Origin of the sequence: Proteiniborus sp. DW1 (assembly GCF_900095305.1) — a bacterium.
Classification (GTDB): domain Bacteria; phylum Bacillota; class Clostridia; order Tissierellales; family Proteiniboraceae; genus Proteiniborus.
Window position 1 is genome coordinate 1 of sequence record NZ_FMDO01000055.1, and the last position, 25294, is coordinate 25294.

Annotated in this window: 23 protein-coding genes; all 23 read right to left on the reverse strand. The window is 33.6% G+C overall.

Annotated elements, in window-relative coordinates; genetic code table 11:
* Positions 1–246 precede the first annotated feature (246 nt).
* The 23 genes from DW1_RS15955 to spoIIE all read right to left on the reverse strand — a co-directional run bounded on the left by DW1_RS15955 (position 247) and on the right by spoIIE (position 24887).
* On the reverse strand, positions 247–378 hold the full coding sequence (locus DW1_RS15955; protein ID WP_278335763.1) for a hypothetical protein: 132 nt from the start codon (positions 376–378) through the stop codon (positions 247–249).
* Positions 379–407: 29 nt separating this feature from the next.
* Positions 408–1889, reverse strand: a complete 1482-nt coding sequence (lysS, locus tag DW1_RS13110; RefSeq protein ID WP_074351161.1) for a lysine--tRNA ligase — start codon at positions 1887–1889, stop codon at positions 408–410.
* A gap of 34 nt (positions 1890–1923) precedes the next feature.
* A complete protein-coding gene (greA, locus tag DW1_RS13115; protein ID WP_074351163.1) occupies positions 1924–2400 on the reverse strand; it encodes a transcription elongation factor GreA in 477 nt (158 codons plus the stop codon).
* Between the two features lie 232 nt (positions 2401–2632).
* Positions 2633–3568 (reverse strand): hypothetical protein, encoded by a 936-nt coding sequence (locus tag DW1_RS13120; protein WP_074351165.1) that lies wholly within the window; start codon positions 3566–3568, stop codon positions 2633–2635.
* A gap of 31 nt (positions 3569–3599) precedes the next feature.
* The gene (locus tag DW1_RS13125; RefSeq protein ID WP_074351167.1) at positions 3600–4565 is read right to left on the reverse strand and encodes a quinate 5-dehydrogenase; all 966 of its coding nucleotides are present in this window, start codon (positions 4563–4565) and stop codon (positions 3600–3602) included.
* Positions 4566–4582: 17 nt separating this feature from the next.
* The gene (gene dusB, locus DW1_RS13130) at positions 4583–5560 is read right to left on the reverse strand and encodes a tRNA dihydrouridine synthase DusB (RefSeq protein WP_074351169.1); all 978 of its coding nucleotides are present in this window, start codon (positions 5558–5560) and stop codon (positions 4583–4585) included.
* A gap of 214 nt (positions 5561–5774) precedes the next feature.
* Entirely contained in the window at positions 5775–6542 is a 768-nt protein-coding gene (locus DW1_RS13135) for a type III pantothenate kinase (RefSeq protein ID WP_074351170.1), read from the reverse strand.
* A 43-nt stretch (positions 6543–6585) separates the two neighbouring features.
* Entirely contained in the window at positions 6586–7365 is a 780-nt protein-coding gene (locus tag DW1_RS13140) for an ECF transporter S component (RefSeq protein WP_074351172.1), read from the reverse strand.
* Positions 7366–7525: 160 nt separating this feature from the next.
* A complete protein-coding gene (locus DW1_RS13145; RefSeq protein WP_074351174.1) occupies positions 7526–8512 on the reverse strand; it encodes a biotin--[acetyl-CoA-carboxylase] ligase in 987 nt (328 codons plus the stop codon).
* A gap of 117 nt (positions 8513–8629) precedes the next feature.
* On the reverse strand, positions 8630–9811 hold the full coding sequence (locus DW1_RS13150; RefSeq protein ID WP_074351176.1) for a sodium ion-translocating decarboxylase subunit beta: 1182 nt from the start codon (positions 9809–9811) through the stop codon (positions 8630–8632).
* 33 nt (positions 9812–9844) lie between these two features.
* Positions 9845–10261, reverse strand: a complete 417-nt coding sequence (locus tag DW1_RS13155) for a biotin/lipoyl-containing protein (protein ID WP_074351178.1) — start codon at positions 10259–10261, stop codon at positions 9845–9847.
* A gap of 48 nt (positions 10262–10309) precedes the next feature.
* On the reverse strand, positions 10310–10693 hold the full coding sequence (locus tag DW1_RS13160) for an OadG family protein (RefSeq protein WP_083605682.1): 384 nt from the start codon (positions 10691–10693) through the stop codon (positions 10310–10312).
* Positions 10694–10706: 13 nt separating this feature from the next.
* Complete coding sequence (locus tag DW1_RS13165; RefSeq protein WP_074351180.1) at positions 10707–12254, reverse strand: acyl-CoA carboxylase subunit beta; 1548 nt, start codon at positions 12252–12254, stop codon at positions 10707–10709.
* 55 nt (positions 12255–12309) lie between these two features.
* The gene (mce, locus tag DW1_RS13170; RefSeq protein WP_074351182.1) at positions 12310–12711 is read right to left on the reverse strand and encodes a methylmalonyl-CoA epimerase; all 402 of its coding nucleotides are present in this window, start codon (positions 12709–12711) and stop codon (positions 12310–12312) included.
* A 23-nt stretch (positions 12712–12734) separates the two neighbouring features.
* A complete protein-coding gene (gene meaB / locus DW1_RS13175; protein ID WP_347499812.1) occupies positions 12735–13682 on the reverse strand; it encodes a methylmalonyl Co-A mutase-associated GTPase MeaB in 948 nt (315 codons plus the stop codon).
* Between the two features lie 12 nt (positions 13683–13694).
* Positions 13695–14096 (reverse strand): cobalamin B12-binding domain-containing protein, encoded by a 402-nt coding sequence (locus DW1_RS13180; RefSeq protein ID WP_074351186.1) that lies wholly within the window; start codon positions 14094–14096, stop codon positions 13695–13697.
* A gap of 41 nt (positions 14097–14137) precedes the next feature.
* Complete coding sequence (locus tag DW1_RS13185; RefSeq protein WP_074351188.1) at positions 14138–15817, reverse strand: acyl-CoA mutase large subunit family protein; 1680 nt, start codon at positions 15815–15817, stop codon at positions 14138–14140.
* Positions 15818–16485: 668 nt separating this feature from the next.
* Positions 16486–18303, reverse strand: coding sequence for an ATP-dependent zinc metalloprotease FtsH (gene ftsH / locus DW1_RS13190; RefSeq protein WP_074351190.1), 1818 nt, complete (start codon positions 18301–18303; stop codon positions 16486–16488).
* An 85-nt stretch (positions 18304–18388) separates the two neighbouring features.
* A complete protein-coding gene (hpt, locus tag DW1_RS13195) occupies positions 18389–18940 on the reverse strand; it encodes a hypoxanthine phosphoribosyltransferase (protein ID WP_074351192.1) in 552 nt (183 codons plus the stop codon).
* Between the two features lie 48 nt (positions 18941–18988).
* A complete protein-coding gene (gene tilS, locus DW1_RS13200; RefSeq protein ID WP_074351194.1) occupies positions 18989–20377 on the reverse strand; it encodes a tRNA lysidine(34) synthetase TilS in 1389 nt (462 codons plus the stop codon).
* Positions 20378–20422: 45 nt separating this feature from the next.
* A complete protein-coding gene (locus DW1_RS13205; RefSeq protein WP_074351196.1) occupies positions 20423–21349 on the reverse strand; it encodes a protein kinase domain-containing protein in 927 nt (308 codons plus the stop codon).
* Positions 21350–21453: 104 nt separating this feature from the next.
* Positions 21454–22185: a vWA domain-containing protein gene (locus DW1_RS13210; RefSeq protein WP_074351198.1), complete on the reverse strand. Its 732-nt coding sequence runs from the start codon at positions 22183–22185 to the stop codon at positions 21454–21456.
* Between the two features lie 308 nt (positions 22186–22493).
* Complete coding sequence (gene spoIIE / locus DW1_RS13215; RefSeq protein WP_074351200.1) at positions 22494–24887, reverse strand: stage II sporulation protein E; 2394 nt, start codon at positions 24885–24887, stop codon at positions 22494–22496.
* Positions 24888–25294 lie beyond the last annotated feature (407 nt).

A 25294-nucleotide genomic window follows, 5' to 3' on the forward strand; every position in this document is an offset into this window, starting at 1 on the left:
AAATCTGCTTGTCAATAGTTTTTTAAGTTTTTTTGTTTTTATTTTTTCTTGTCGTTTGGTGACGACTTATTTACTATAACACATATTAAAGTATTAGTCAACATGTTTTTTTGCTTCTTATTTTTTATACTTTCTTGAGTTAGATTTTAATCTTAACACAATATTTGTATTGTGTCAACTAGGAATTTCATAATGAAAAGTTTCTATCGAAATATTATAAACTAAGAAAACCTATATTAAAACTCATTAACTAAAGTTTCTCTTATTTTTATATAATAGCCTGAAAGTAGAACTTTCATGCTCGTTATAAAAAACAAACACATATGATGTATCTGCAATATCATATGTGTTTGAATATCCATAATTATATTGTTTCATTGTTAGTATGATAGTGACTAAAAATACTCTTATTTCTCTATTGGCTTCATCGTAGGGAATAGTATTATGTCTCTAATAGATGCTGAATTAGTAAGTAGCATTATTAATCTATCTACACCTATTCCTAATCCACCTGTAGGTGGAAGCCCTACTTCTAAAGCGTTGACAAAGTCTTCATCCATTGGGTGAGCCTCTTCGTCACCTGATTCACGTTGTTTAAGCTGTTCTTCAAATCTTTGTTTTTGATCTATTGGGTCATTTAATTCAGAGAAAGCATTAGCAATCTCCCAAGTATTTACAAAGGCCTCAAATCTATTTGTAATTAAAGGATTGTATGGATTCCTCTTAGCTAGTGGTGAAACCTCCACAGGATGATGTAATACAAAGGTTGGCTGTACTAAGTCTTTTTCACAGAACTCTTCAAATGCTAAATTAACAAGATGTCCCTTTGTCATATGCCCTTCGACTTCTAAATGCAACTGCTCCTTTGCAACCTTTCTAGCCTCTTCATCACTTTCTAGACCATAAAAATCCACACCAGTTTTTTCTTTAACTAGGTCATGCATTGATGCTCTTCTCCAAGGCGGTTTGAAGTCTATTTCTGTTCCTTGATATTCTACTAAAGTAGAGCCATTCACTTCTTCAGCACAATATGCAACAAGCTCTTCTGTAATTCTCATCATATCCTCGTAGTCTTCATATGCAGAATATAACTCTATATTTGTAAATTCTGGGTTATGTTTGATGGATATACCTTCGTTTCTAAACATTTTTCCCATCTCATAAACCTTGTCAAATCCACCTACTATAAGTCTTTTTAGATAAAGCTCATTAGCTATTCTTAATTGCATATCTAAATCTAGAGTATTGTGATGAGTAAGGAATGGTCTAGCAGCCGCTCCTCCAGCAACTGTAGTGAGTATAGGTGTTTCTACCTCCAAATATCCTCTCTCGTCTAAAAATCTTCTTATAGCTTTTATAATTTTATTTCTTTTTATGAATGTTTGCTTAACTTCTGGATTCATTATTAAGTCAACATATCTTTGTCTATATCTTAAGTCAGGGTCCTTTAAACCGTGAAACTTTTCAGGCAGAATCTGAAGAGATTTTGACAATAGAGTGATTTTTTTAGCTTTTATAGAGATTTCTCCTGTTTTAGTCTTAAAAACTTCTCCTTCTACACCTACTATATCCCCTATATCATAGGTACTAAACAACTCATATTCTTCCTGTCCTACTACATCCACCTTAACAAATACTTGTATCCTTCCTTGACTGTCTTGAACATCTGCAAAACTAGCCTTACCATGACCTCTTTTAGTCATAATCCTTCCAGCTATAGATACTTCTTTTCCTTCCATTTCCTCAAAGTTTTCTTTAATTCTGCTACTATAGTCTGTTACATTATACTTTTCTATTAGAAATGGGTCTTTTCCAATTTCTCTTAGATGCTTTAGTTTCTCTCGTCTAATAAGTAGTAATTCACTAAGGTTATTTTCCTCATTAATCATTTGACCGCCTCCTAGTAAACTCCTAGTACAATAGTTATCTACTAATAGACACTATTTCGTACTTTATCACTCCATCTGGAACTTGTACTTCTACTATATCACCAGCTTTCCTTCCAATCAAGGCTCTTCCTACTGGTGATTCATTAGAAATCTTTTCTTCATATGGGTCTGCCTCAGCTGATCCAACTATAGTATATTGTATTTCTTCGTCAAACTCAATGTCTTTAACAGTTACTCTTGAACCTATGCTAACTACTTCTGCAGATATATCCTCATCATCTATTACTCTAGCATTTCTTAATGTTCTTTCAAGCTTTGCAATACGTTCCTCTAAACGAGCTTGTTCATTTTTAGCTTCATCATATTCTGAGTTCTCACTTATATCTCCAAAAGCTAATGCTTGTTTTATTCTATCGGCTACTTCTTTTCTTCTTACTGTTCTCAGCTCATCATATTCTTCTTCTATCTTTTTTAGCCCCTCAGCTGTTAAAAAGATCTCTCTCTCTGTCATTTCCCTCTCTCCTTTATAAAAGATTAGTAATATAAAAAACCTTTAAATTAATACGTATATTGTATAAGTTATATATTTATTTCAATGAATTATTCTACAAACCGCCATATAACGTATTTCGATCCATGCTAAACAAGAAGCACCGTAAGTTTCTTACAGTGCCTACCCTTTATTTATGATGACTATTATAATTTAGTAATCATTCATTGTCAAGAGTATATAGTACATATATTTACTTTAATAGAAACACAGAACTATTTCGGCTTTTACCATAATAAGTATCTACTAGTTCCTTAATACTATAGTCCTTATTATTGACCCTTATAGCTACTGGATTAATATTATCTTGTGTTTTTATTCCTTCATATATATAGGAAGGAATTTTATTGTCAAAAGAAAAAACTTCAGGATTACTTTTTAATATTCCATTATTGGCAAATAATAAATCTGTAATTATTATTAAATCCTTCCTGTTATTATTTACTTTTTTAAGTACTCTTCCTATACTAATATCTATTATAATTGCACCTCTCTTAATATTATAGGTATCCAAACTCACATCTGAAGTCATGTTTATAATTATATCAAAATTCTGAACTGTTCTATCTAATTTTCCCATGGTTTGAAGTGAGAGCCCTGTTTCACTTAAAACTTCTTTTTCTAGCTTTTCAACGAAAGTCATATCCCTGCTCATAATAGTCAAAAACCTCAAATATCTTGCCATATTTACTGTTAACTTTTTAGTTAACACTGTATTATCACTAATTATTATTATTTCTTTTTCATTCAATTGTCTTTTTCTTAATCTGCACATTTCTCTTAGTAAATATGGAATATGGTCTACAATCTCACTTCTGCCATTTAGAACCTTTAGTCCACAATTGTCTTCTATATCCTTTATATCTTCCTGTGAAAGTGTATGAATTTTTTCTGTTATCAAGCTTTTTGTGTTTTCTGTTTTTATTGTATTAATTGAGTTAATAAGCTGTGATATATAGTCTGACTTTGATAGATTTTTATATGTTACAAATATTCCAGCTGCACTTCCACAAGTTATACCTTTTTCTTTTACAAAATTGCATACTATTCTAGGCTTTATTCTCTTATGAAAGGCTAAAAAAATCTTATCAGATATGTGTTTTAGCATTCCTTTTTTTAAATAGTTCATGTAAGCATCTGGCTCTAAAACATATATAAAATTACCCTGACACCCTCCTATCCCCTTTCAATATTGAATTATTCAAAATATTATTTCTCCCCTTAAGATATTCTATTCTAGGTCTAAATCCTAGTTTGTCTAACATTTGGTCAAAATCCTTGCTTCCCATGTTTTCAGGATTTCTTCCAGATAGAGCTACTATCACTGCTTCCATTACATTTGTACCAAAAGATCTTCCATTTAGCTCAGGTGTGGTAGTAACTAAAAGCTCAACTCCTCTTTTTGATAATTCTTCAATATCGCTAGGTGTAATGGTGTTTGTAATTATTATTTTCCCTTCCATAGTATCTGGCATGTGTTTTTTTATATATAGATAATCTCCAGCTATAACATCGGCCTCGTGGAAAAATTTGTTAAACTTGTTGTTAGAATCATCAGTCTCTTGACTTTTTCCAGTAGGATATAGCATGTCAAATGGTAACTTTAGTAGCATTGGAGCAGCAACCCTTGCGATATTGTATAAGGTATTATATGACTTTATCCTTAAAGGTATTCCTAAGGCAAATATTATATCTCCGTATGTGATAATGCTGCCATGTTCTTCAAAAGCTGCTGCCATACCATATCTATCTAGTGCAGATGTAATCAGAACCTTTTTATTTTTTAAGTTTACAATATGTTCATCATTTATGAGTCTTATTATTCTTCTTTCTAGTGTGTCTTTCAAAAAAGTTCCATCTAAAACTGGTGTTATTGTCGCAGCTTGTTTTAGTGGAATTGAGTCCTTTATTATGTATCTTTTATCTTTACACCTTAAATAAATATCTATCCCACCTAGTCCAAATGCATCTACTTTACCATCCAGCTCTTTAATAAGCTGTATTGCTTTCTTCTTATCCCCGTCTGTTCCTATCCTTTCAATAATTATATCCTCTCCTAGCATACTAGTCTCTACTCTGTGATTCCTTTTAGAAGAACCTATACTAATACTAACTACTCTTTTCATCCCAATATCTCCCCTTATCAGTTTTCATTTATTAATTCTCTATATTTTATAAGCTCGTTCTCCATCTGTTCTCTATCTGTTATTGAATTTATTTTATTTTTCACCTCTGATGAATCCCTCATACCCTTAATATACCACGCAATATGCTTTCTCATCTCTTTAACTCCTATTCTTTCTCCTCTCAGATTGCATAATGCTCTTAAGTGCTTTAGACACATATCTATTCGTTCCGTTTGCGAAGGCAAGGGAAGGTTAATTCCTTCTTCTAATAAAGCCACTGTTCTCTTAAATATCCAAGGGTTTCCTCTACTCCCCCTTCCTATCATTATGGCATCACAGTTTGTCTCTTCAATCATTCTAAGCCCATCTTCAGGCGAACAAATATCCCCATTTCCTATAATGGGTATTGTAATAGCTTCTTTTACTTTTTTTATTATACTCCAATCAGCCTTACCAGAATAAAACTGTTCTCTAGTTCTACCATGGATTGCTATTGCACTGGCTCCGTTGTCTTCTATAATTTTAGCTACCTCAACTGCATTTATATTTGAATCATCCCATCCAGCTCTAATTTTTACTGTAACTGGCTTAATAGACACTGATGTAATACCTTTTACAATTTCTCCAATTTTCTTAGGCTCTTTCATAAGTGCGCTTCCATCTCCGTTTTTAACTATTTTAGGAGTTGGACACCCCATATTGATGTCAATAATATCTATATCATCTCTTTTGTTTAAATAATCATATGTAACACTTTTCATAACTTCTACATCAGACCCGAATATCTGTACTACTGAAGGCCTTTCTCTTTCATCTATTATCATAAGTTCTTCTGTTTTTTTATCTTTATAATAAAGCCCCTTTGCACTTACCATTTCACTATATGTAAGCCCTGCTCCCATCTCCTTGCATATAACTCTATAAACCACATCTGAAACTCCTGCCATAGGAGCTAAAAATACTCTGCCTTTTATTTCTATACTGCCTATCTTCATTTGTTCACTCTCCTTAACAAGCACAGAATTAATAAATTCTACATGTCTTTTATTTGATTTTTACTCCTATAGTATAACCCAAATAATACCTTGATTCTCAATATTCAGTCTCATAATAAAAACTTATTTCTCATTGTATTTGATCTATGCTGAAATTAACAAAATTTTTGCTTTAGTGGTACTGATATTACCGACAAAAAACAAGTAGCCAAGGCTACTTGTTTTTTTCGTATATTATTCTTAATCCTTCTAGAGTAAGTAACTTGTCTATTTTAGTTATGGTTTCTGACTCGCTCGCAATTAAGCTTGATAGTCCTCCCGTTGCTATTACTTCCTTTACTTCTCCATCCATTTCTGACTTCATTCTCTTGACTATATAATCTACTAATCCTACATAGCCATATGTTATTCCAGACTGCAAGCTATTTACTGTGTTTTTATTAATTATTTTTTCTGGTTTTGCTATCTCTATTTTAGGAAGTTTTGCAGTTTTTTGAAACAATGCTTCACTTGATATTATTATGCCAGGAGCTATAGTGCCTCCTTCGTACTCTCCGTCCTTGGATATGGCGCAAAAGGTTGTAGCTGTCCCGAAGTCAACTATAATCAACGGACCACCATATTTTTCATATGCTGCAACTGCATTTACTATTCTATCTGCTCCCACTTCTCTAGGATTATCATATTTAATATTTATACCAGTTTTTATTCCAGGCCCTACTATTAAAGCTTCTTTATTTAGGTACTTTATACTCATAGCTTGTAGTGTGTGCATTAGATTAGGGACAACAGATGATATTATGACCCCCTCCACATCGTCTATATTTAGCTCATTATATCTAAATAACTGGTCTAAAATAATCCCATATTCATCTGAAGTCTTATCCTTATCAGTTGAAATTCTCCAGTCTTTAAGCAACCTTTCGCCTTGAAAGACTCCAAGCACTGCATTTGTATTTCCTACGTCACATACTAAAATCATTTCAACACCTACTTTGTAGTATATAGTTCATAATCTATATAAATTATTTTAGTTTAGATTGTTTTCTCATTCCTAGTATTACACTTGTAACTATTATGACAGCAATTATAATTTCAGGTATTCCGTTAGCTATACCTATTCCCATAATTACTTTTCCTACTGAGTCAGGATCTCCTCCAAGCTTTTCCACAAACCATCTACCATATAATAGGTAAATCATTCCTAGAACACCTACAGTATTGGTTAGGGTTCCCATTATAGTGCCTATCATTATATCTAAAGCATTATGATTAAGTTTTTTATAGGACAGCCACCCAATGAATAAAGTGAAAAGCACTAAAGCTCCACTAAACACCAAGCTTCCTGTACCTATACCTCCTGATGAGTATGCTCCAATATTTTTTACAAATGCAAGGGATAGATAAGATAATATTCCTATCCAAATACTGATTAAGATAATTGTGGAAGTTTTTTTATTCATTTTTTTAACAGCTACAAATGTGTAATAAGACACCAATCCTATAAGCACCCTTGGTAATATAGATACTAATGGATTGTAAAATACAGGGGATATGATTGTTGGTGTAGTAATAGCTCTTATTAAGCTAAAAATACCAAATATTAGTCCAACAAGCATACCTACTATGGGACCTTCTACTATAGCCCCTATAATAACTGGTATATGCATTATAGTTGCACTTGTAGGTCCTACTGGAATAAACCCTATGGGGGTCATCCCTAGCACTGCTGAGATAGCACCAAGCACCCCAACAATAGTCATCTTTCTGACATTAAAAGATGATTTTGCATAAACATTTGACATAAAATCGCCTCCCGCTCTAGTTCCTTAAAGGATACCAGTCGAATTAATATATTTTTATTTACAGTAATATAGTCCAATTCCATTGGATATTGGCTATATTACAATTTAATTTTAACAACTTTTGTATATATACGCAATATTATATCAGTTTTTTCATATTTTAAATATATCCATATAATCCTCTAACTGATACTTCTCCTGAAATAATTTTAGATATACTACCACTCTTATCTTGAACTATTAACTCTCCCTCTGCATTAATGTCTATTGCCTTAGCCTCTTTTTCTTCTCCCTTTATAATTATTCTAACATCCTTTCCTAGGATAGCAGAGTTTTCTTTACAGATTCTAATTGCTTCCTCTATACTTCTATCTTCAACCAGTTTATTATACAAGTCTTCAAAATTATTTAATATAAGACCAACTAGTTTTTTTCTGTCAACATCTTGACCAACTTCTACCTTTAATGAAGTAGCTTTATCTCTTATCTCTTCTGGGAATTCGCCTATATTGGTATTAGCATTGATCCCAATACCTACTACTAGATGATTTAACCTATTTAGTTCACCACTCATTTCAGTCAATATACCACAGACTTTTTTGCCATTAATAACTATATCATTAGGCCACTTTATCTGGGGGCTTACTCCTATTTGCTTCATTGCCTTCCATATAGCAGCAGCTGTCACCTGTGTAATCTTCACCGCATCCTGTGGATCTATTTGAGGTTTAAGGATAATAGACATCCATATACCCTTTTTATTAGGAGAAACCCAACTTCTTCCAAGCCTACCACGACCTTTAGTCTGTTCCTCAGCTATAACCACCACTCCATCTGTTCCATCATTAATCGCTAGTTCCTTAGCCTTTACATTAGTAGAATCTATTGAATCAAAATAGAAAATCTCTTTACCGATATAGTGAGTATACAAATACTCAGATACCTCTTCATAATTAAGAATATCTGGTGTGGAAATAAGCATATACCCTTTTCTAGATACTGATTTTATTTCATATCCTTCTTCTTTTAATGCATTGATATATTTCCAAATAGCAGTTCTGCTTACTTCTAATTGTTCACTTATCTCTTGTCCAGAGACGAACTCATCTTTATGCTTTTTTAATAGTTTTAGTACCTTTTCTTTCAACTCAGAACCTCCTTCCTTAGTTATGGTATTTTCTATATTTTATAATAAATAATCTTATAATAAAACTGCTAGCTACTCAAAAAATAATTTAGGACGCCCATTGGGCGCCCCTAAACATTAGCCTCCAAAGAACATTAATAGTGCTCCTGCTGCTACTGCTGATCCTATAACTCCCGCTACGTTTGGACCCATTGCATGCATTAGTAGGAAGTTTGATGGATTTTCTTCTTGTCCAACTTTCTGTGCCACTCTTGCTGCCATAGGTACTGCTGATACTCCTGCTGCTCCTATTAGTGGGTTAACCTTGCCTCCTGATAATTTATACATTATCTTACCAAATACTACACCTGTTGCTGTTCCAATTGAGAATGCTATAAGCCCTAGTGCTATTATTTTTAATGTTCCTAAGTTCCAGAACGCTTCTGCTGTTGCTGTAGCTCCTACTGTTACTCCTAGAAATATTACTACTATATTCATCAGCTCATTTTGTGCTGTTTTTGAAAGTCTATCAACAACTCCACATTCTCTTAAAAGATTCCCTAACATTAAGAAACCTATTAAAGGTGCTGCTGATGGAAGAATCAGTATAACTAGTATCGTTACTACTATAGGGAATAATATTCTCTCTGTTTTGGAAACTGGTCTTAATTGTTCCATCTTCACAGCTCTTTCCTTCTTAGTAGTCAAAGCTCTCATTATTGGTGGCTGTATAATTGGAACTAATGCCATATACGAATAAGCTGCTACAGCTATTGGCCCAAGTAAATGATCTGCTAATTGACTTGTAAGAAATAGTGCTGTTGGTCCATCTGCTCCACCTATAATTCCAATGGATGCTGCTTCTGGCCCTGTAAAACCTAACATTGTTGCCCCAACAAATGTAAAAAATATTCCAAACTGCGCTGCAGCTCCTAATAATATACTTCTAGGATTTGCAATCAATGGTCCAAAGTCTGTCATTGCTCCTACTCCTAAAAATATTAGAGGAGGGTATATCCCTAGTTTAACTCCTTGGTATAAATAGTATAATAATCCTCCTAGCTGTTTAGTTTGCGAAACTAATTCACCTGTATTAGGATCCCTCACTATCTCTACAATAGGCTCTGCATTAAGTCCACCTAATGGCAAGTTTGCTAATAACATTCCAAATGCTATTGGTACTAATAGCAATGGCTCAAAGCCTTTTTTGATTGCTAGGTAAAGTAATACTAGTGATATTCCAATCATTATCAAATGACCCGATGTCAGACTTGCAAAGCCTGTGCTTTCCCAGAAACCTTTTATTATATCTAAAAACATCTAGAAAACCTCTCTTTCGGACTAGTTTTATCCCTATTCAAGCGAAACTAATGGATCTCCTAAATTAACTGATGACCCCTTAGATGTGTTTATTGCTGTTACCTTACCATCTCTAGGTGACATTATTTCGTTTTCCATTTTCATTGCTTCTAATATTAACAATACTTGTCCCTTCTTAACTGTATCTCCTTGATTTACTTTTATATCTAATATAGTTCCTGGCATTGGTGCTTCTACTACTTCTGCTCCTTGTGGTACTGCTTGAGCTGGTTTAGCTTCTACTTTTGGTGTTGCTGCTGGAACCGCTGGAGCTGGTGTTGGTGCAGCTTTAGGCTGTGCCTGTTGTACAACAGGTGTAGGATTAGATATAGCTGGTTGTGTTGAACCTTCTACTTCTTCTACCTCAACTTCATAGCTTTTTCCGTTCACATTTACTATAAATTTTTTCATTATAATGCCTCCTTAATATCCTTTTTTGATATTTTGTTTTGTATATAATTATTTATTTATCATTTCCTGTCTTGATGCACTACTCCATACTGGTGTAGTTTGTGGTACTCTTACTATGTTTCTAACCACTATGCTACTTGCTGGCTTTGATAGCATAGCTGCTATACTTGCTGTTATTACTGCAACTAGCTCTAATTCATCTTGCTGACTAGGTGTATTCTCTGCAACATGACTGACTGCTTGTTTATTTGCTTCAGCTATTATGTCTTTAGGTTTTCCTGCATTCTCGGTATTTTTTCCTTGTCTATGTGAAAGTAGCCTAAAACCATCTATTGTAAACGATAATATAATTAAAACAGCAAATACTAATAGCATACTAAATAATGTAATTATCAGTGAGTCGCCTATCGTGATATTATCTCCAAAAAACATTTAATTCACCTCTTTACAATGGCATATTGCCATGTTTTTTTGGTGGCAAGCTTTGTCTTTTACTTGCAAGCATATCAAATGCACTTATTATTCTTTGTCTTGTTGTAGAAGGCTCTATAACATCGTCTATATAACCTCTTGCTGCTGCTATATATGGGTTTGATACTGTGTCTCTATATTCTTTTATTTTCTCAGCTCTCATAGTCGCTGGATCTTCTGCTTTTTCTATATCGTTTTTAAATATTATATTAGCTGCCCCTTCTGGTCCCATAACTGCTATTTCAGCTGTTGGCCATCCTAAAACTATATCTGCATTAAGATGTCTACTGCACATAGCAATATATGCTCCCCCATATGCCTTTCTTGTTATAACTGTAACTTTTGGCACTGTTGCTTCACTGTATGCATAAAGCATTTTTGCACCATGTCTAATTATTCCGCCGTATTCCTGATCCGTTCCTGGCAAGAATCCTGGCACGTCTACTAAGGTTAATAATGGGATGTTAAATGCATCACATGTTCTTATGAATCTTGCTGCCTTATCAGAAGCATTTATATCTAAACAGCCTGCTAGTACCTTTGGTTGACTAGCTATTACTCCTACTGATTTTCCGTTTAATCTTATGAAGCCTGTTAGTATGTTTTGTGCATAATATGGTTGTACTTCTAGAAAGTCTCCATTATCTGCTAATGCTAATATTATTTCTTTCATATCATACGGTTTATTTGGATTATCTGGAATAATATCATTTAGCTTTTCTTCTAGTCTATTTAAGTCATCACCTGTATTAAATACTGGTGCATCTTCTAAGTTATTTGATGGTAAGTAACTTAAAAGCAGTTTCACTCTTTCAATTGTTTCTTGTTCTGTTGCATCTATAAAGTGAGCTACCCCACTTGTTCTGTTATGAGTCATAGCTCCACCTAATTCTTCTTGAGTAACATTTTCTCCTGTTACTGTCTTTATTACTTGTGGTCCAGTAATAAACATCATACTTGTTTTATCTGTCATGAATATAAAGTCAGTAAGTGCTGGTGAATATACTGCTCCTCCTGCACAAGGTCCCATAATTACAGATATTTGTGGTATAACTCCTGATGCTATTGTATTTCTATAGAATATATTTCCATAGCCTGCTAGCGCATCTACACCCTCTTGGATTCTGGCTCCACCAGAATCATTTATTCCTACTAATGGAGCTCCCATTTTAAGAGCCATGTCTTGTACCTTGCAAATCTTTGCAGCATGCATTTCTCCTAAAGAGCCACCTATTACAGTAAAATCTTGAGCAAATGCATAAACAAGTCTTCCATTTACTGTACCGTAACCTGATACCACACCTTCTCCAGGTGCCTTTGTTTTTTCCATGCCAAAATTAGTGCACCTATGTTCTACAAATGCGTCTATTTCTACGAAGCTTCCCTCATCAAATAATAGATTTAATCTTTCTCTAGCTGTTAACTTTCCTTTTTCATGTTGTTTTGCAATTCTGTCCTTACCCCCACCTTCGGCTAGCTTTTCTTTAGCTAAACGTAGCTGTTCTAACTTGCTATTTGCCATTAAAAGACCCTCCTTACGTTGATTGACTACGCAATCATATTATATTTAGAATTTATTAATCCCTTTGGCAAAGTTCTACTAATACACCTTTTGTGCTTTTCGGATGTAGGAAAGCAATCTTAGCTCCCCCAGCTCCATATCTAGGTTTTTCGTCTATTAGCCTAATACCTTTTTGTCTCATTTCTTCTAGTGCTTTTTCTATATCGTCAACTCTATATGCAATATGCTGTATTCCTTCACCTTTTTTCTCAATAAACTTAGCAATAGGTCCTTCTTTATCAGTTGATTCTAATAATTCTATTTCTGTATCTCCTATTGGAAGGAATGCCACCTTAACTTTTTGTTCTTCAACTATCTCTATACCTTGAAGACTCATGCCTAATACTTTCTCATAAAACTCTAAAGCATCATCAAGATTGCTAACAGCAATACCTATATGATCTACTTTCTTTACCATACTTTTCCCTCCTCAAATCACTATTAATTATTTGAAAATAATTTCATTATAGATTCACATGCACTAAATGGATCTATCTTTCTATTTGCCACTTCAGCAGTTACCTTTTCTAATATATGATCTGTTTGGGATTTATGCAGTACAATTTTCATAATTTCTGTTTCCACTAGCTTTATAATTTCCATTCTAATGTTGTCTTCTCTCCTTTTATTAAGCTCTCCTGAAGATCTTAGATATTCCATATGGTCCATAATTTCATCTAATAAAAGATCTATTCCTTTATTTAAGCTAGCTACAACCTGTACTATAGGTGGTCTTCTGTCTTTTTTAGGCCCCATATCAAGCATTGCTTTCACTTCTGCAGCAGTTCTAGACGCTCCATCTAAGTCGCTTTTATTTATCGCGAATATATCCCCTATTTCCATTACTCCAGCTTTAATAGCCTGAATGTCATCTCCAAGACCTGGCACCATTACCATAACAATAGTGTCTGCATTTTTAACTATATCTATCTCTGATTGACCTACCCCTACAGTTTCTATAATGATGTAGTCAGCTCCATAAACGTCCAATATCTTCACTGCACTTTGGGTAGCCTTTGATAATCCCCCTAAGTGTCCTCTAGTCCCCATACTCCTAATAAATACCCCTGGGTCAGTAGCTAAATCCTGCATTCTAATTCGGTCACCAAGTATAGCTCCCCCAGAAAATGGACTTGTAGGGTCTATAGCCACTATACCTACTGTTTTGCCTTTTTTTCTAAGCTCTTTTGTAAGTTTATCAGTAAGGGTGCTCTTTCCACCACCTGGAGGACCTGTAATACCTATAACGTGAGCTTTCCCCGTATATTTATATATGTTTTTAATAATATTTTTCGCTTCTTCTTCATTATTTTCTGCTATGGAAATTAGTCGAGCACAAGTTCTCTTATCTCCATTTAGAAGCTTTTCTATATATTCCAATATTAACACCGCCTGAATACACTATTGTCTGTTCACGTTTTCATTTATATAATCGATAACTGCTGTTGTAGGTGTTCCTGGAGTGAAGATTTCCTTTATCCCCGCTTCCTTAAGTCCTGGAATATCTTCGTCTGGTATTACTCCACCACCTAAAACAAGCATGTCATCTGCACCTTCTTGTTTAAGCAATTCTACTACTCTAGGAAGCAAGTGGTTATGAGCTCCTGATAGTATACTCATAGCTACTACATCCACATCCTCTTGTATGGCAGCAGATACTATTTGCTCAGGGGTTTGCCTAAGCCCCGTATATATGACTTCCATACCTGCATCCCTTAAAGCTCTAGCGATTACTTTTGCACCTCTATCATGTCCGTCCAGTCCCGGCTTTGCAATTAAAACTCTTATTGGTCTACTGTTCACTTAGTTTTCCTCCCTTTACACCAATTCTAAAGATTTGTGTTTTATATAATTACAGATTGCTGATACTCACCAAAAACTTCTCTCATCACTCCGCAAATTTCTCCTAAGGTCGCATAAGCCTTAACTGAGTCAAGAATATATGGCATAACATTTGCGTCACCTTCACAAGCACTTCTTAAAGCCTCTAGCCTTTCCTTAACAAGTCCATTGTCTCTTTTCGCTTTTAAGTTAGCAATTTTCTGTTTTTGAAGAACACCTACAGCAGGGTCTACTCTTAAAAGCCCCTTCGGTGCTTCTTCTTCTATTTGGAATTTATTCATGCCAACTACTATTCTTTCACCTGTTTCTACTTCTTTTTGATATTTATATGCCGCATCCATTATTTCTTGTTGGATATATCCCATATCTATAGCTCTTGGTGCTCCTCCAAGCTCATCTATCTTTTTAATATATTCCATTGCCTTATCTTCTATTTCATCAGTTTTAGCTTCTATATAATATGAACCTGCTAGAGGGTCAATGGTATCTGTAACTCCACTTTCATATGCTACTATCTGTTGAGTTCTAAGGGCTATTCTAACTGAATCTTCAGTTGGGAGAGCAAGAGCCTCATCCCTTGAATTAGTGTGTAAGGATTGTGTTCCACCGAGTACTGCAGCTAATGTTTGAATAGCAACACGTACAATGTTGTTATCAGGCTGCTGTGCAGTAAGTGTAGAACCTCCGGTTTGTGTATGAAATTTTAACATCATTGATTTAGGATTTTTTGCATTAAATCTTTCTTTCATTATTTTTGCCCAAAGCCTTCTGGCAGCCCTGTATTTTGACACCTCTTCTAATAAGTCATTGTGAGCATTAAAGAAAAATGATAACCTAGGTGCAAAATCATCTACATCAAGTCCTGCTTTTATGGCTGCTTCTACATAAGCTATGCCATCAGCAAGTGTAAATCCTACTTCCTGAGCTGCAGTACAGCCTGCCTCTCTAATGTGATATCCTGAAATACTTATTGTATTCCACTTTGGTACAAACTTTGAGCAGTATTCAAATATATTTGTTATTAGTCTCATAGATGGTTCCACTGGGAAAATATATGTTCCTCGTGCTATATATTCTTTTAGTATGTCGTTTTGAATAGTTCCTCTTAACTTGTCAGGCGTGACACCTTGTTTCTCTGCTACTGCTATATACATAGCAAGCAAAACTGAAGCAGGTGCATTAATTGTCATGGAAGTACTCACTTTGTCAAGAGGAATACCATCAAAAAGTGTTTCCATATCTTCCAATGAATCTATGGCAACACCAACCTTTCCTACTTCTCCCTCTGCTAGTGGATGATCTGAATCATAACCAATTTGTGTAGGCAAATCAAAAGCTACGCTAAGACCTGTTTGACCTTGTTCAAGTAAGTACTTATATCTGTTGTTAGATTCTTCTGCTGTAGCAAATCCAGCATACATTCTCATAGTCCAAAGCTTTCCTCTATACATGGTGGGCTGAACTCCCCTTGTAAAAGGATATTGACCTGGATATCCAATATCCTCATTATAGTCCAGTCCTTCTACGTCTTCAGGAGTATAGAGCGGATTTACTACCTCACCAGAAACAGTAGTGAATTTTTCTTTTCTTTCAGGAAACTTAGCCAATGTTTTCTTTAGTTGAGTTTCTTCCCATTCACTTCTTGTTTTTTTAATCTCCTTTAAGCTCTCATTGTCAAACATCTTATTCCCCCTAATCTATAATTTGTTTCCTATTTCTGTTACATTCTGAATAGTCTGTAAAATGTAACGATTGTGAAAGCGTTTACATCTACCCATTGTAAAATCAAACTTAAAACTATGTCAAACTAGCAGTTAACGCTTCAATTTTACATATATGCATCTAAATATAGACTATTATATGTAGCATGTTTTTGCAATATTAATTTCATAATATTAAATGCTGTGAAGTAAATGTTTCATTATAAAGATTATTCTATAAAAATATCTTTATTCCTTTATGACTTCCGACATATTTGATTATTTTTTCTTGGCTTTTTCAATCATAGTTAGAGATAAATCTACAATTTTAATCATTGCCCGGGAAATTGTCCTATTACTTGTCAAAATTCTGTTTCGTATTGTATGAATATGTCATTGGTTGGTTTAAACAAGGGATTTTAACATAATGTTTGAAATTTGAGCTTTTTTATAGTTTCTCTTGTGTATATTTTATAACACCATTTAATAGAACTTGTAAACAAAAATTCGCTTAATTCTTATGTATTAATCATAGTTATTTAACAAACATATAACAAACACCGTTAGAAAATTGGATTAGGTCATAAGAAAAGCGTTTGGAAAATCGGGTTAGGTCATAAAAAAAGAAGGCTTGTTATGCCTTCTATCTTTTATTGCTCTTCTGCAAATAGTGCTTCGAATTCTTTTGCATCTAGAGTTTCTTTTTCTAGTAGTGCTTCTGCTACTTTATGAAGTTTATCTATATTTTCTTTTAGAAGTGTTTCTGCTTGACTATAAGCATTATCTATAATTCTTCTCATTTCCTTGTCTATAGCCGCAGCTACTTCCTCACTATAATTTCTACTTCTTGCTAAATCTCTGCCTATGAACACTTCGTCATCATCAGAACCATATGTCATAGGTCCAAGACTCTCACTCATTCCATAGTGAGTTACCATGTTTCTAGCTATCTTAGTCACTCTATCTAAGTCGTTTTGTGCACCAGTACTTATATCTCCTAGCACTAACTGCTCCGCAACTCTTCCGCCTAGCATGTGAACTAATCTAAGCTCCATCTCAGTCTTTGTTGCATAGTTTCTATCTTCTTCTGGAAGATACATTGTAAATCCTCCAGCTCTTCCTCTAGGAATTATAGTAACCATATGAACCGGATCTGACCCTGGAAGAAGTCTTGCAGCCACTGCATGACCTGCCTCATGATATGCCGTAAGCTTTCTTTCTTTTTCACTAATGACTCGACTCTTCTTCTCTGGTCCAGCTACTACTTTAGTTGATGCTTCTTCAATTATAGACATTGGTATTTTATTAAGATTTTGTCTAGCTGTAAGTAGTGCAGCCTCATTTACTAAATTTTCTAAGTCTGCTGGTGTAAAACCAGGAGTTCTTCTAGCCACAACCTTTAAGTCTACGTCATCTGCTAGTGGCTTGCCTCTAGTATGAATCTTTAGGATTTCCTCTCTACCTTTAATATCTGGAACTCCAACATATACCTGTCTATCGAATCTACCAGGTCTAAGTAATGCTGGATCTAGGATATCAGGCCTATTTGTAGCAGCTATCATGATTATACCTTCATTTTCTCCAAATCCATCCATCTCTACTAGTAGTTGATTTAAGGTTTGCTCTCTTTCATCATGACCTCCGCCAAGACCTGCCCCTCTTCTTCTTCCCACTGCATCAATCTCATCTATAAAAACAATACAAGGAGAGTTTTTCTTAGCCTGTTCAAATAAATCTCTTACACGTGAAGCACCTACACCTACAAACATTTCAACGAAGTCAGAACCACTTATACTAAAGAATGGCACTCCAGCTTCTCCAGCTACAGCCTTTGTTAAATAGGTCTTTCCTGTTCCTGGAGGGCCTACCATTAGAACTCCTTTAGGAATTCTAGCTCCTAACTCAATATATTTTCTAGGGCTCTTAAGAAAATCAACTATTTCCTTAAGCTCTTCTTTTTCTTCTTGTAGTCCTGCAACATCGGCAAAAGTAATTTTCTTACCTTCATCCTTATGCATTTTAGCTCTACTTTTACCAAATGACATTACACGGTTTCCACCACCCTGTGATTGTTGCATAAATACAAACCAAAACACAACAAATACAAGAATCATAAATATAGTTGGGAGAGCTGATAAAAAGATTGGAGTCTGTGGTTGGGGTTCTCCAGTTATACTTTGAATCTTGTCCTCATCCATAGCGTCTCTCAAGTGTTGCTCATAAAATGTATTTGCATCAAAAGGTAATGTTAAGGAAAATGTTGTATTATCCTTAAGCCTACCTTTTACAGTATTTTCATTTTGAACTATCACAATGCTTTCAACATTATCGTTTTCTATTTCCTTAACCAATGTGATAAAATCCATTTGCTTTGCTTCTTCAACATTTTTCGTCAACAGCTGAACTGCAAATACTAGTATGATAAATATAAGCAAATAAAAGCTTATACCTCGAAAATATTTTTTCAAAAATAGTCCTCCCTTCGAACTCAGATGTTAATATTATCACTATATTCTAACATAGCAATAATAAAAAGACAATAATGGTCAAATTTTATTTTTCAAGTATATGACGATATGCTTCTTCCTTTAAAACACATACGTCTGGAAGATTTCTGTAACCTTCTGCAAAATCTATTCCATAACCTACAACAAATTCATCAGGTATATCGAATCCTTTATATGCTAATTCTAGATCAACTAATCTTCTCTCTGGTTTATCAAGAAGAGTACAGATTTTTACGCTATTAGCTCCTCTAGACTTTAAATTATTAACAAGGTAGTTTAGAGTGAGTCCAGTATCAATAATGTCTTCTACTAGTAATATATCCTTGCCTTCTATACTTCCCTCTAAATCCTTAAGAATTCTCACTACACCAGAAGATTCTGTAGAATTTCCATAGCTAGAAACAGCCATAAAGTCTATAGTAAGAGGTATCTCAATATTTTTCGCAAGATCTCCTAAAAACATAAATGCTCCTTTTAATACACCAACGAGCATTAAGTCCTTACCAGTATAATCTTTTGTAATCTTTTGTCCCATTTCTTTAACTTTTTTCTGAATATCATCGTGTGAAACTAATACTTCCCTTACATTGTTTTTCATATAAAATCCTCCCTTATCAATGACGGTCAATAACCATCTTACATTGTTTTATTTATATTTTTGGTATTCTAATACTAAGACACTTGAAGTATTGCTACTTATCTTGCACTCTTCACTTATTCTATATCCTACTACCCAAATAATCTTCTCACCATCTTCTATAATTGGTATACGGTCTCTCTCATCTCTTGGTATCTTTTCATCAATAAAAAAATCCTTGAGTTTTTTAGTCCCTCTCATTCCTAATGGAGCAAATCTATCTCCATCTCTTCTATTTCTTATACAAAGCCTACCTTTAATTTTATCATAGTCAAAGAACTTTATAAACCCTTTACTTTGCTTAATATCTACTTCTGATATAGGCACTATCTTAGAAGTAACAATAGCTCCTAGCTCATTTATATCTATAGTATCTCCTATGTCAAAGGTATATTTGAAGGACTTTATATTATATTTATTTTCTTTCTGAATTATCATCTTTCCATAACTAGTTTTAATAATAATATTATTAGTTATATTTATACTTTTTCCTGTTATGTTTTCATCTATTAAACTAATTATATTATTAATATGCTTTTCCTCTATACCCTTTAGACTTCCATTTATTTTTTCAATACTTTTTCTAATTATTCTCGTTCTAATGGAATAGTGCTCATTTTTAAGCCTATCTATATATAGTACTATACTATTTGGAGACTCCTCTACAACTAAATTATTAAATCTTTCATCTGCAATCCCTAATATAAATTCACTATCCATTTGCATTAGCCTAGCAGTCCTGCTTAGAGTATCAATGATTCCCTTATTATAATTTTTGATTATGTAAGGGATAACTTCTAACCTAGTTCTATTTCTACCATATATAGGCTCTAAGTTTGTCCTATCAATTCTAACAGATATATTATTATTCCTGCAAAAATCTTCTATTTCCTCTCTACTAATATCTAAAAGAGGTCTTATAATATTCATATTCTTGTATTCCATGCCCCTTAAGCCTTCTAAGCCTGTTCCCCTAAAAAATCTCATTAATAATGTCTCCGCCTGGTCGTTTTTATTATGTGCTACAGCAATCTTTCCTCCACCGAGGTCATTTAGTATCTTATTAAAAAAATCATATCTTATAGCTCTTCCAGCTTCTTCAGATGTAAGCTTATTTTCAGCAGCATATTGATCCATATTAACCTTAATTGAGTAAAAAGGAAAAGAATTCTTTAAACATACGCTCCTAACAAACTCCTCATCAGCATCTGCTTCTTCTTTTCTGATACCATGATTCACATGAGCAACATAAATACTGAAATTAATCTCTTCCCTTACATCCTTAAGAATATAAAGTAAAGCCATAGAATCAGGTCCACCTGAAACTCCTACTACTATTTTATCATCTTTTTCTATTAAACCGTATTCTTTTATTACATTAATTACTTTTTCTCTCATAAATGGCATCACCTGTAGTCCTTTAATAATTCATAATCGCTCATGTCATCCTCTAAAAAAATAAATATTAATACCTATAGCAATCATCGTTAAAAAAAATCCTATACTAAATATAAAAAATACATCTATAAACAACTCAGACTTTATATTGTATTTAATTTTATGGGCTGTATTCCTATTTACTTCTAGGTGTAGATTACATTCTTTAAGGAGCTTTTTAAGGTCTTCTCTAAAAGTACTTATTTTATTAATTTCTCCTCTAAGTGCTTTTATTAAGCACTTTTTTAGTCTTCTATCAAGAGTTAGAAGATTAATATTTGATATTATCTGTTCTAAGTTATGTACTAATGGATTAAATTCTCTTCTTAGTAGCATAGAGGAAATTATCATAGCATTGCTAAAAATAATATAGGCTTCATAATTATTATTTACGTCTATACCCCATGAAAAAATGCTATAGGCAGGGGTGAATTCCTTGATTCCTTGGCCAACTTCTATCACTCCTCCAAAGTCAATAAAACCGACCTTCTTCTTTTTCTTATCTATCATAATATTATCTGGCTTAATATCAACATATACATATCCCATTTTATATATTCTTTCAAGAATATTCAATAAAATTATTCCTATTCCAATTATATCTTTTAATTTTAATTTGCCATGTTCTATTATTTTTTTAATATTATACCCTTCTATATAGTCCATAACAAAAAAATAATATATATCCCCATTTTTTTTATAATCATCTATCTCATATGCATTTGGAGTATTTTTAAGTGACTTTAGTTTATTCATGACATCAAACTCCCTAGTTATAGAGTTTATATCCTTGCTAATTTTTAGAGCTCTTATATTTCCTTTCGCATCTTTTACCTTATATACTGATCCTATTCCCCCTTCTCCAAGCTTAGATAGGACGGTGTATTTATTCTTATTCCATTTCCCAATTACTGTCTCCATTATTTGAAGCATTTTAATCCCCCTTGACCTATACTACCTAATAAAAAAATGAGACCCTTCGTTACGTTCAACCAGAGTACTATCTCATCCTGAACGTAGCCCGAAGGGCTAATGTTTTATACACTCATACTCTTAAAAACTATTTCCTCTTTTGCATTCAATCCATAGTCGAGATGATTACATAAAAGCTGTACAGCACTTTCTATTGCAGGTCCTGTAGGAGTATTCCCTCCTATGAGTATCTTATTAAGAGACTCCTCAAGTAATGACACATCTTCAGTAAAGTTACAAAGGATGTCATATTGATCTTTATTTTTGCCTGGATAACTTATTACTGCTATTTCTGTCTTTCCTTTTCTTTGTTCTAGTACTCTTAAAAGGTTTATTATGCTTTTCTTCGCCATACTCATTTTATTAGTCATGCTGCTACTTGAATCTATGACTATGCAGCATTTTATATTTATCTCATCTCCAAGCCTGTCTATCATATCCGTGACTTTAATTCTGGATTCTGGTGGTATATCGTTAAGGCCAGTCCCTATTATCTCCTTCAATTCCTTGCTTACTGCTTCCTCTATAGTTTTATACACAGATTTAACAGTTGCCATGCTAAGTGCCATTGAAAGATTTTGAATATTAGTTAATTCCCAAACTCCTCCACCTGCTTCTGCTATATCTTTTATTTCTGATAATGGTCTTTCATCATTTGTCTTGTCTGTTATTCCTATAGTACTGATAGTAACCCCTCTATTATGCCCCTCTTTTGCAGCAGTTATAGGGTCTATGCCTTCATTAGATTCACCATCGGTTATGAGCATTATTTGCCTAAATTCTATAGTCTTCTTCATAACAATAATAATCCTCCTTGGCTTTTTTTGTAATTATTGCCACTTTTCTAATTTATATACACTATTAGTTCTAGATTTTATCGTATACTTAATATATAGATATGCTCGTCCACAAATTTTAGAACTTTTCTAGATAAGTCATTCGCCGCAATCTCGCTACACAAATTTATTTGTTCGCTACCTTCCATAAATTTGGTGCTCGCCCAGTTTGACCTACCAGCGATTCTCTGAAAAAAAGCATTCAGGAAATCACTGGTAAGTCATAACAATAAAAGGCATGTAGGTTTTCCTACATGCCTTTTATTGTTCTATCTTCTCTTCCATATCTTTGTTACTAGAACTGTCATATCGTCATTAGCAGTGCCACCACAAGCTTCTAATGCAGCCTCCATTATTTTGTCGGCAATGGTTTGAGGATTTACACTTTCTATATCATGAATAACATTAGCTAGCCATTTTTCCTTATTGTCTTCATCATAATTTGCATCTAGTATGCCATCAGATATCATAATTATAAAATCTCCGTCTTCTACATCTTCTTCATATACTTGAATATCAACATCTCTAAGGATTCCAACAGGAAGTGAATGAGAGTTTATTATTTGCACTTTGTTTTTTCTCTTTATAAAGGTTGGAGCTGAACCTATTTTTATAAATTGTGTCTTTCCAGTATATAAATCAGCAATTGACATGTCTATAGTGGCTAACATCTCATCTGCGGATTTTAGTACTAATACCGAATTAATAGTCTTTAATGCCAGCTCTTTATCAAAACCTGCCTCTAAAAATTTTTCAAGTAATGATATGGTAATATCACTTTCTTGCTTTGCCTTATGTCCTACTCCCATGCCGTCGCTGATTACAGCGAAATAGTTGTTGTTTCTTTCCCCAAATGTATAATTGTCCCCAGACACATTGTTGAATCCTTTATCAACCCTTGATACTTTCGTAATTGCTCCGTATCGATTTGCTTTTATAAGCTTGAATTTTATTCTCTTATCTTCGCATTTTGTACTGGAGCAATACTTATTACTAGTTAATTCAATACCTACTATTTCAGACACAATCTTAGTTGTCTTATCTATAATATCATCGCCACTTCTAGTCTTTATTTCCAAATATATTTCAAAGCCATCCTCTTTATCTTCTGTAACAACTACCTTGTCCACATTTATTTTATTTCTTTTTAGACCTGCATATATTTCTTTTTCCACATCTCTTTTGAACCTTATATCATTATATATCTCACTTGCCAGATCCTTAATTACCTTTGACATTCCTTCTAGCTGTTGTGATACAAGCTGTCTACTTTCCAATATTTTATTTTCCCACTTATAATCAAGTCTATAAATATCGAATATATAATTAATTTTCTGTGCTATTTCATCAGTTTTAGTACATCTTTTTTGGAATATTTCTGGCATCATGCTAGGTAAAATGCCTCCTCTAGTTTCAATAGTACCTAGAATCTCAAACATTGACTGATAGGTTGAATAAAAATCACTTTCCCAGCAAAATCTGCAAAGAGAACATTTACTACAAACTTCATTAGCTACATCATCAATGAGCTTTGATATATCTTTTTGTTCTACAATCTTTTTTCTATCTGATACTCTTCTAAAGGTTTGTCCGAGCTCCTCGAAAACCTGAGATATTTCTGTAAGCCTTTTATAGGTCATATCTTTCACTCTATTCGAGTATGCTTCCTCTATTTGTGACCTATCAGATATTCCAATAACAACTTTGCTTCCTAATCCTTTTATCAATTTAGTTACTAGTATAAATGCCACTATTGATACTGCTATCTCCTTATTTTTAAGCATTGTTTCCATAGAGCCATCTATATAAAAAGACATAATAATATTTCCTAAAAGAAAACCAAGACAACTGCCAAACTTGCCTACCTCTTTGAAGAGTCCTGACAAAAGCCCTGAAAATCCATATATTGATATGACAAATGGGAGGCTAATCTGTGACATCGACGTAATCACACCAATAGTAATTCCTACAACAGCGCCTATTGAAGGCCCCTTATTATATGCAAAAAACATAACTATTGTTATACCAATTACATTTTTTATAGATATCCCAAATATACTCATACTGTCTAATCCAGATACAGCTAAAGCAAGCATTATAGCTCCACAAATAACCTCTTCACTTGAAAACACCCTGTTAAATGTGGTATCTATGGTAGGAATACTGTAAGCTAATATGTATGTAAGAGTAAATACAACTATACCTTCAAAGGCTGTTAGTATCAAATCATAGATATAATAATCATTAATAACTAAATACAGGCTTTTCAGTAATACTAGGGATAAGGCTGAGAATATAGCCGTTTTAATTACATTCTCCTTGAATTTCGGATTTAATATTTTAAAAGTGAAGAATATAAACCATATAACTGAAATATACTGATAACTATCTAGTCCGTGAACTGATAAAATTCCTAAGGATGCAAATAATGGGATTGTATGCGTGCTACCATATTTAATAAAATAAGCCGATATAAATGCTATTCCAAAGGGCGTTAGTCCTTCCATAATAGTTGATCTGCTTATAAGAAAGGCAAGAACTCCCATTACAATATTACTGGTATCAATACGTCTAATGACTGCCCTAAAATTTTTGAAGTCAATAACTCTTTCACTCCATCTACTTTGCTTGCTTGTAGGAAATATCTCCATTCTACTTATCATTTTATACCCCTCCACTCAATCTTTTGTTTATGCCATTGTAGCAGAAGGGTTACAAAATATTTGTCAATCTAGGTTGTATAAAGCTAATAAGTTTTTGACAATATTGAGTATACTTTTATCATTTTTTTGAGTATACTTCTGGTTAAAGTATTTAAAGAAAATATAATGTTAATTTAAGGTTGTTTTTTTGAAATTGGATACACCCCTGTTAAAATCTAACGTCTGTAAATATCGACAAAATAAACTTGTGAACTATTCCCAAAATCAATTTAGCCAAACTAATGTATTTTTCTGTAGTATTCTTGAAACCATAGTAATGCCCTACAATTTGGCTTAACATTCATGATTTAGATTAATTATTTTTAGGGTACTTTTATTAGAAACAAAGCAGATTTTTGTCTAAAGAA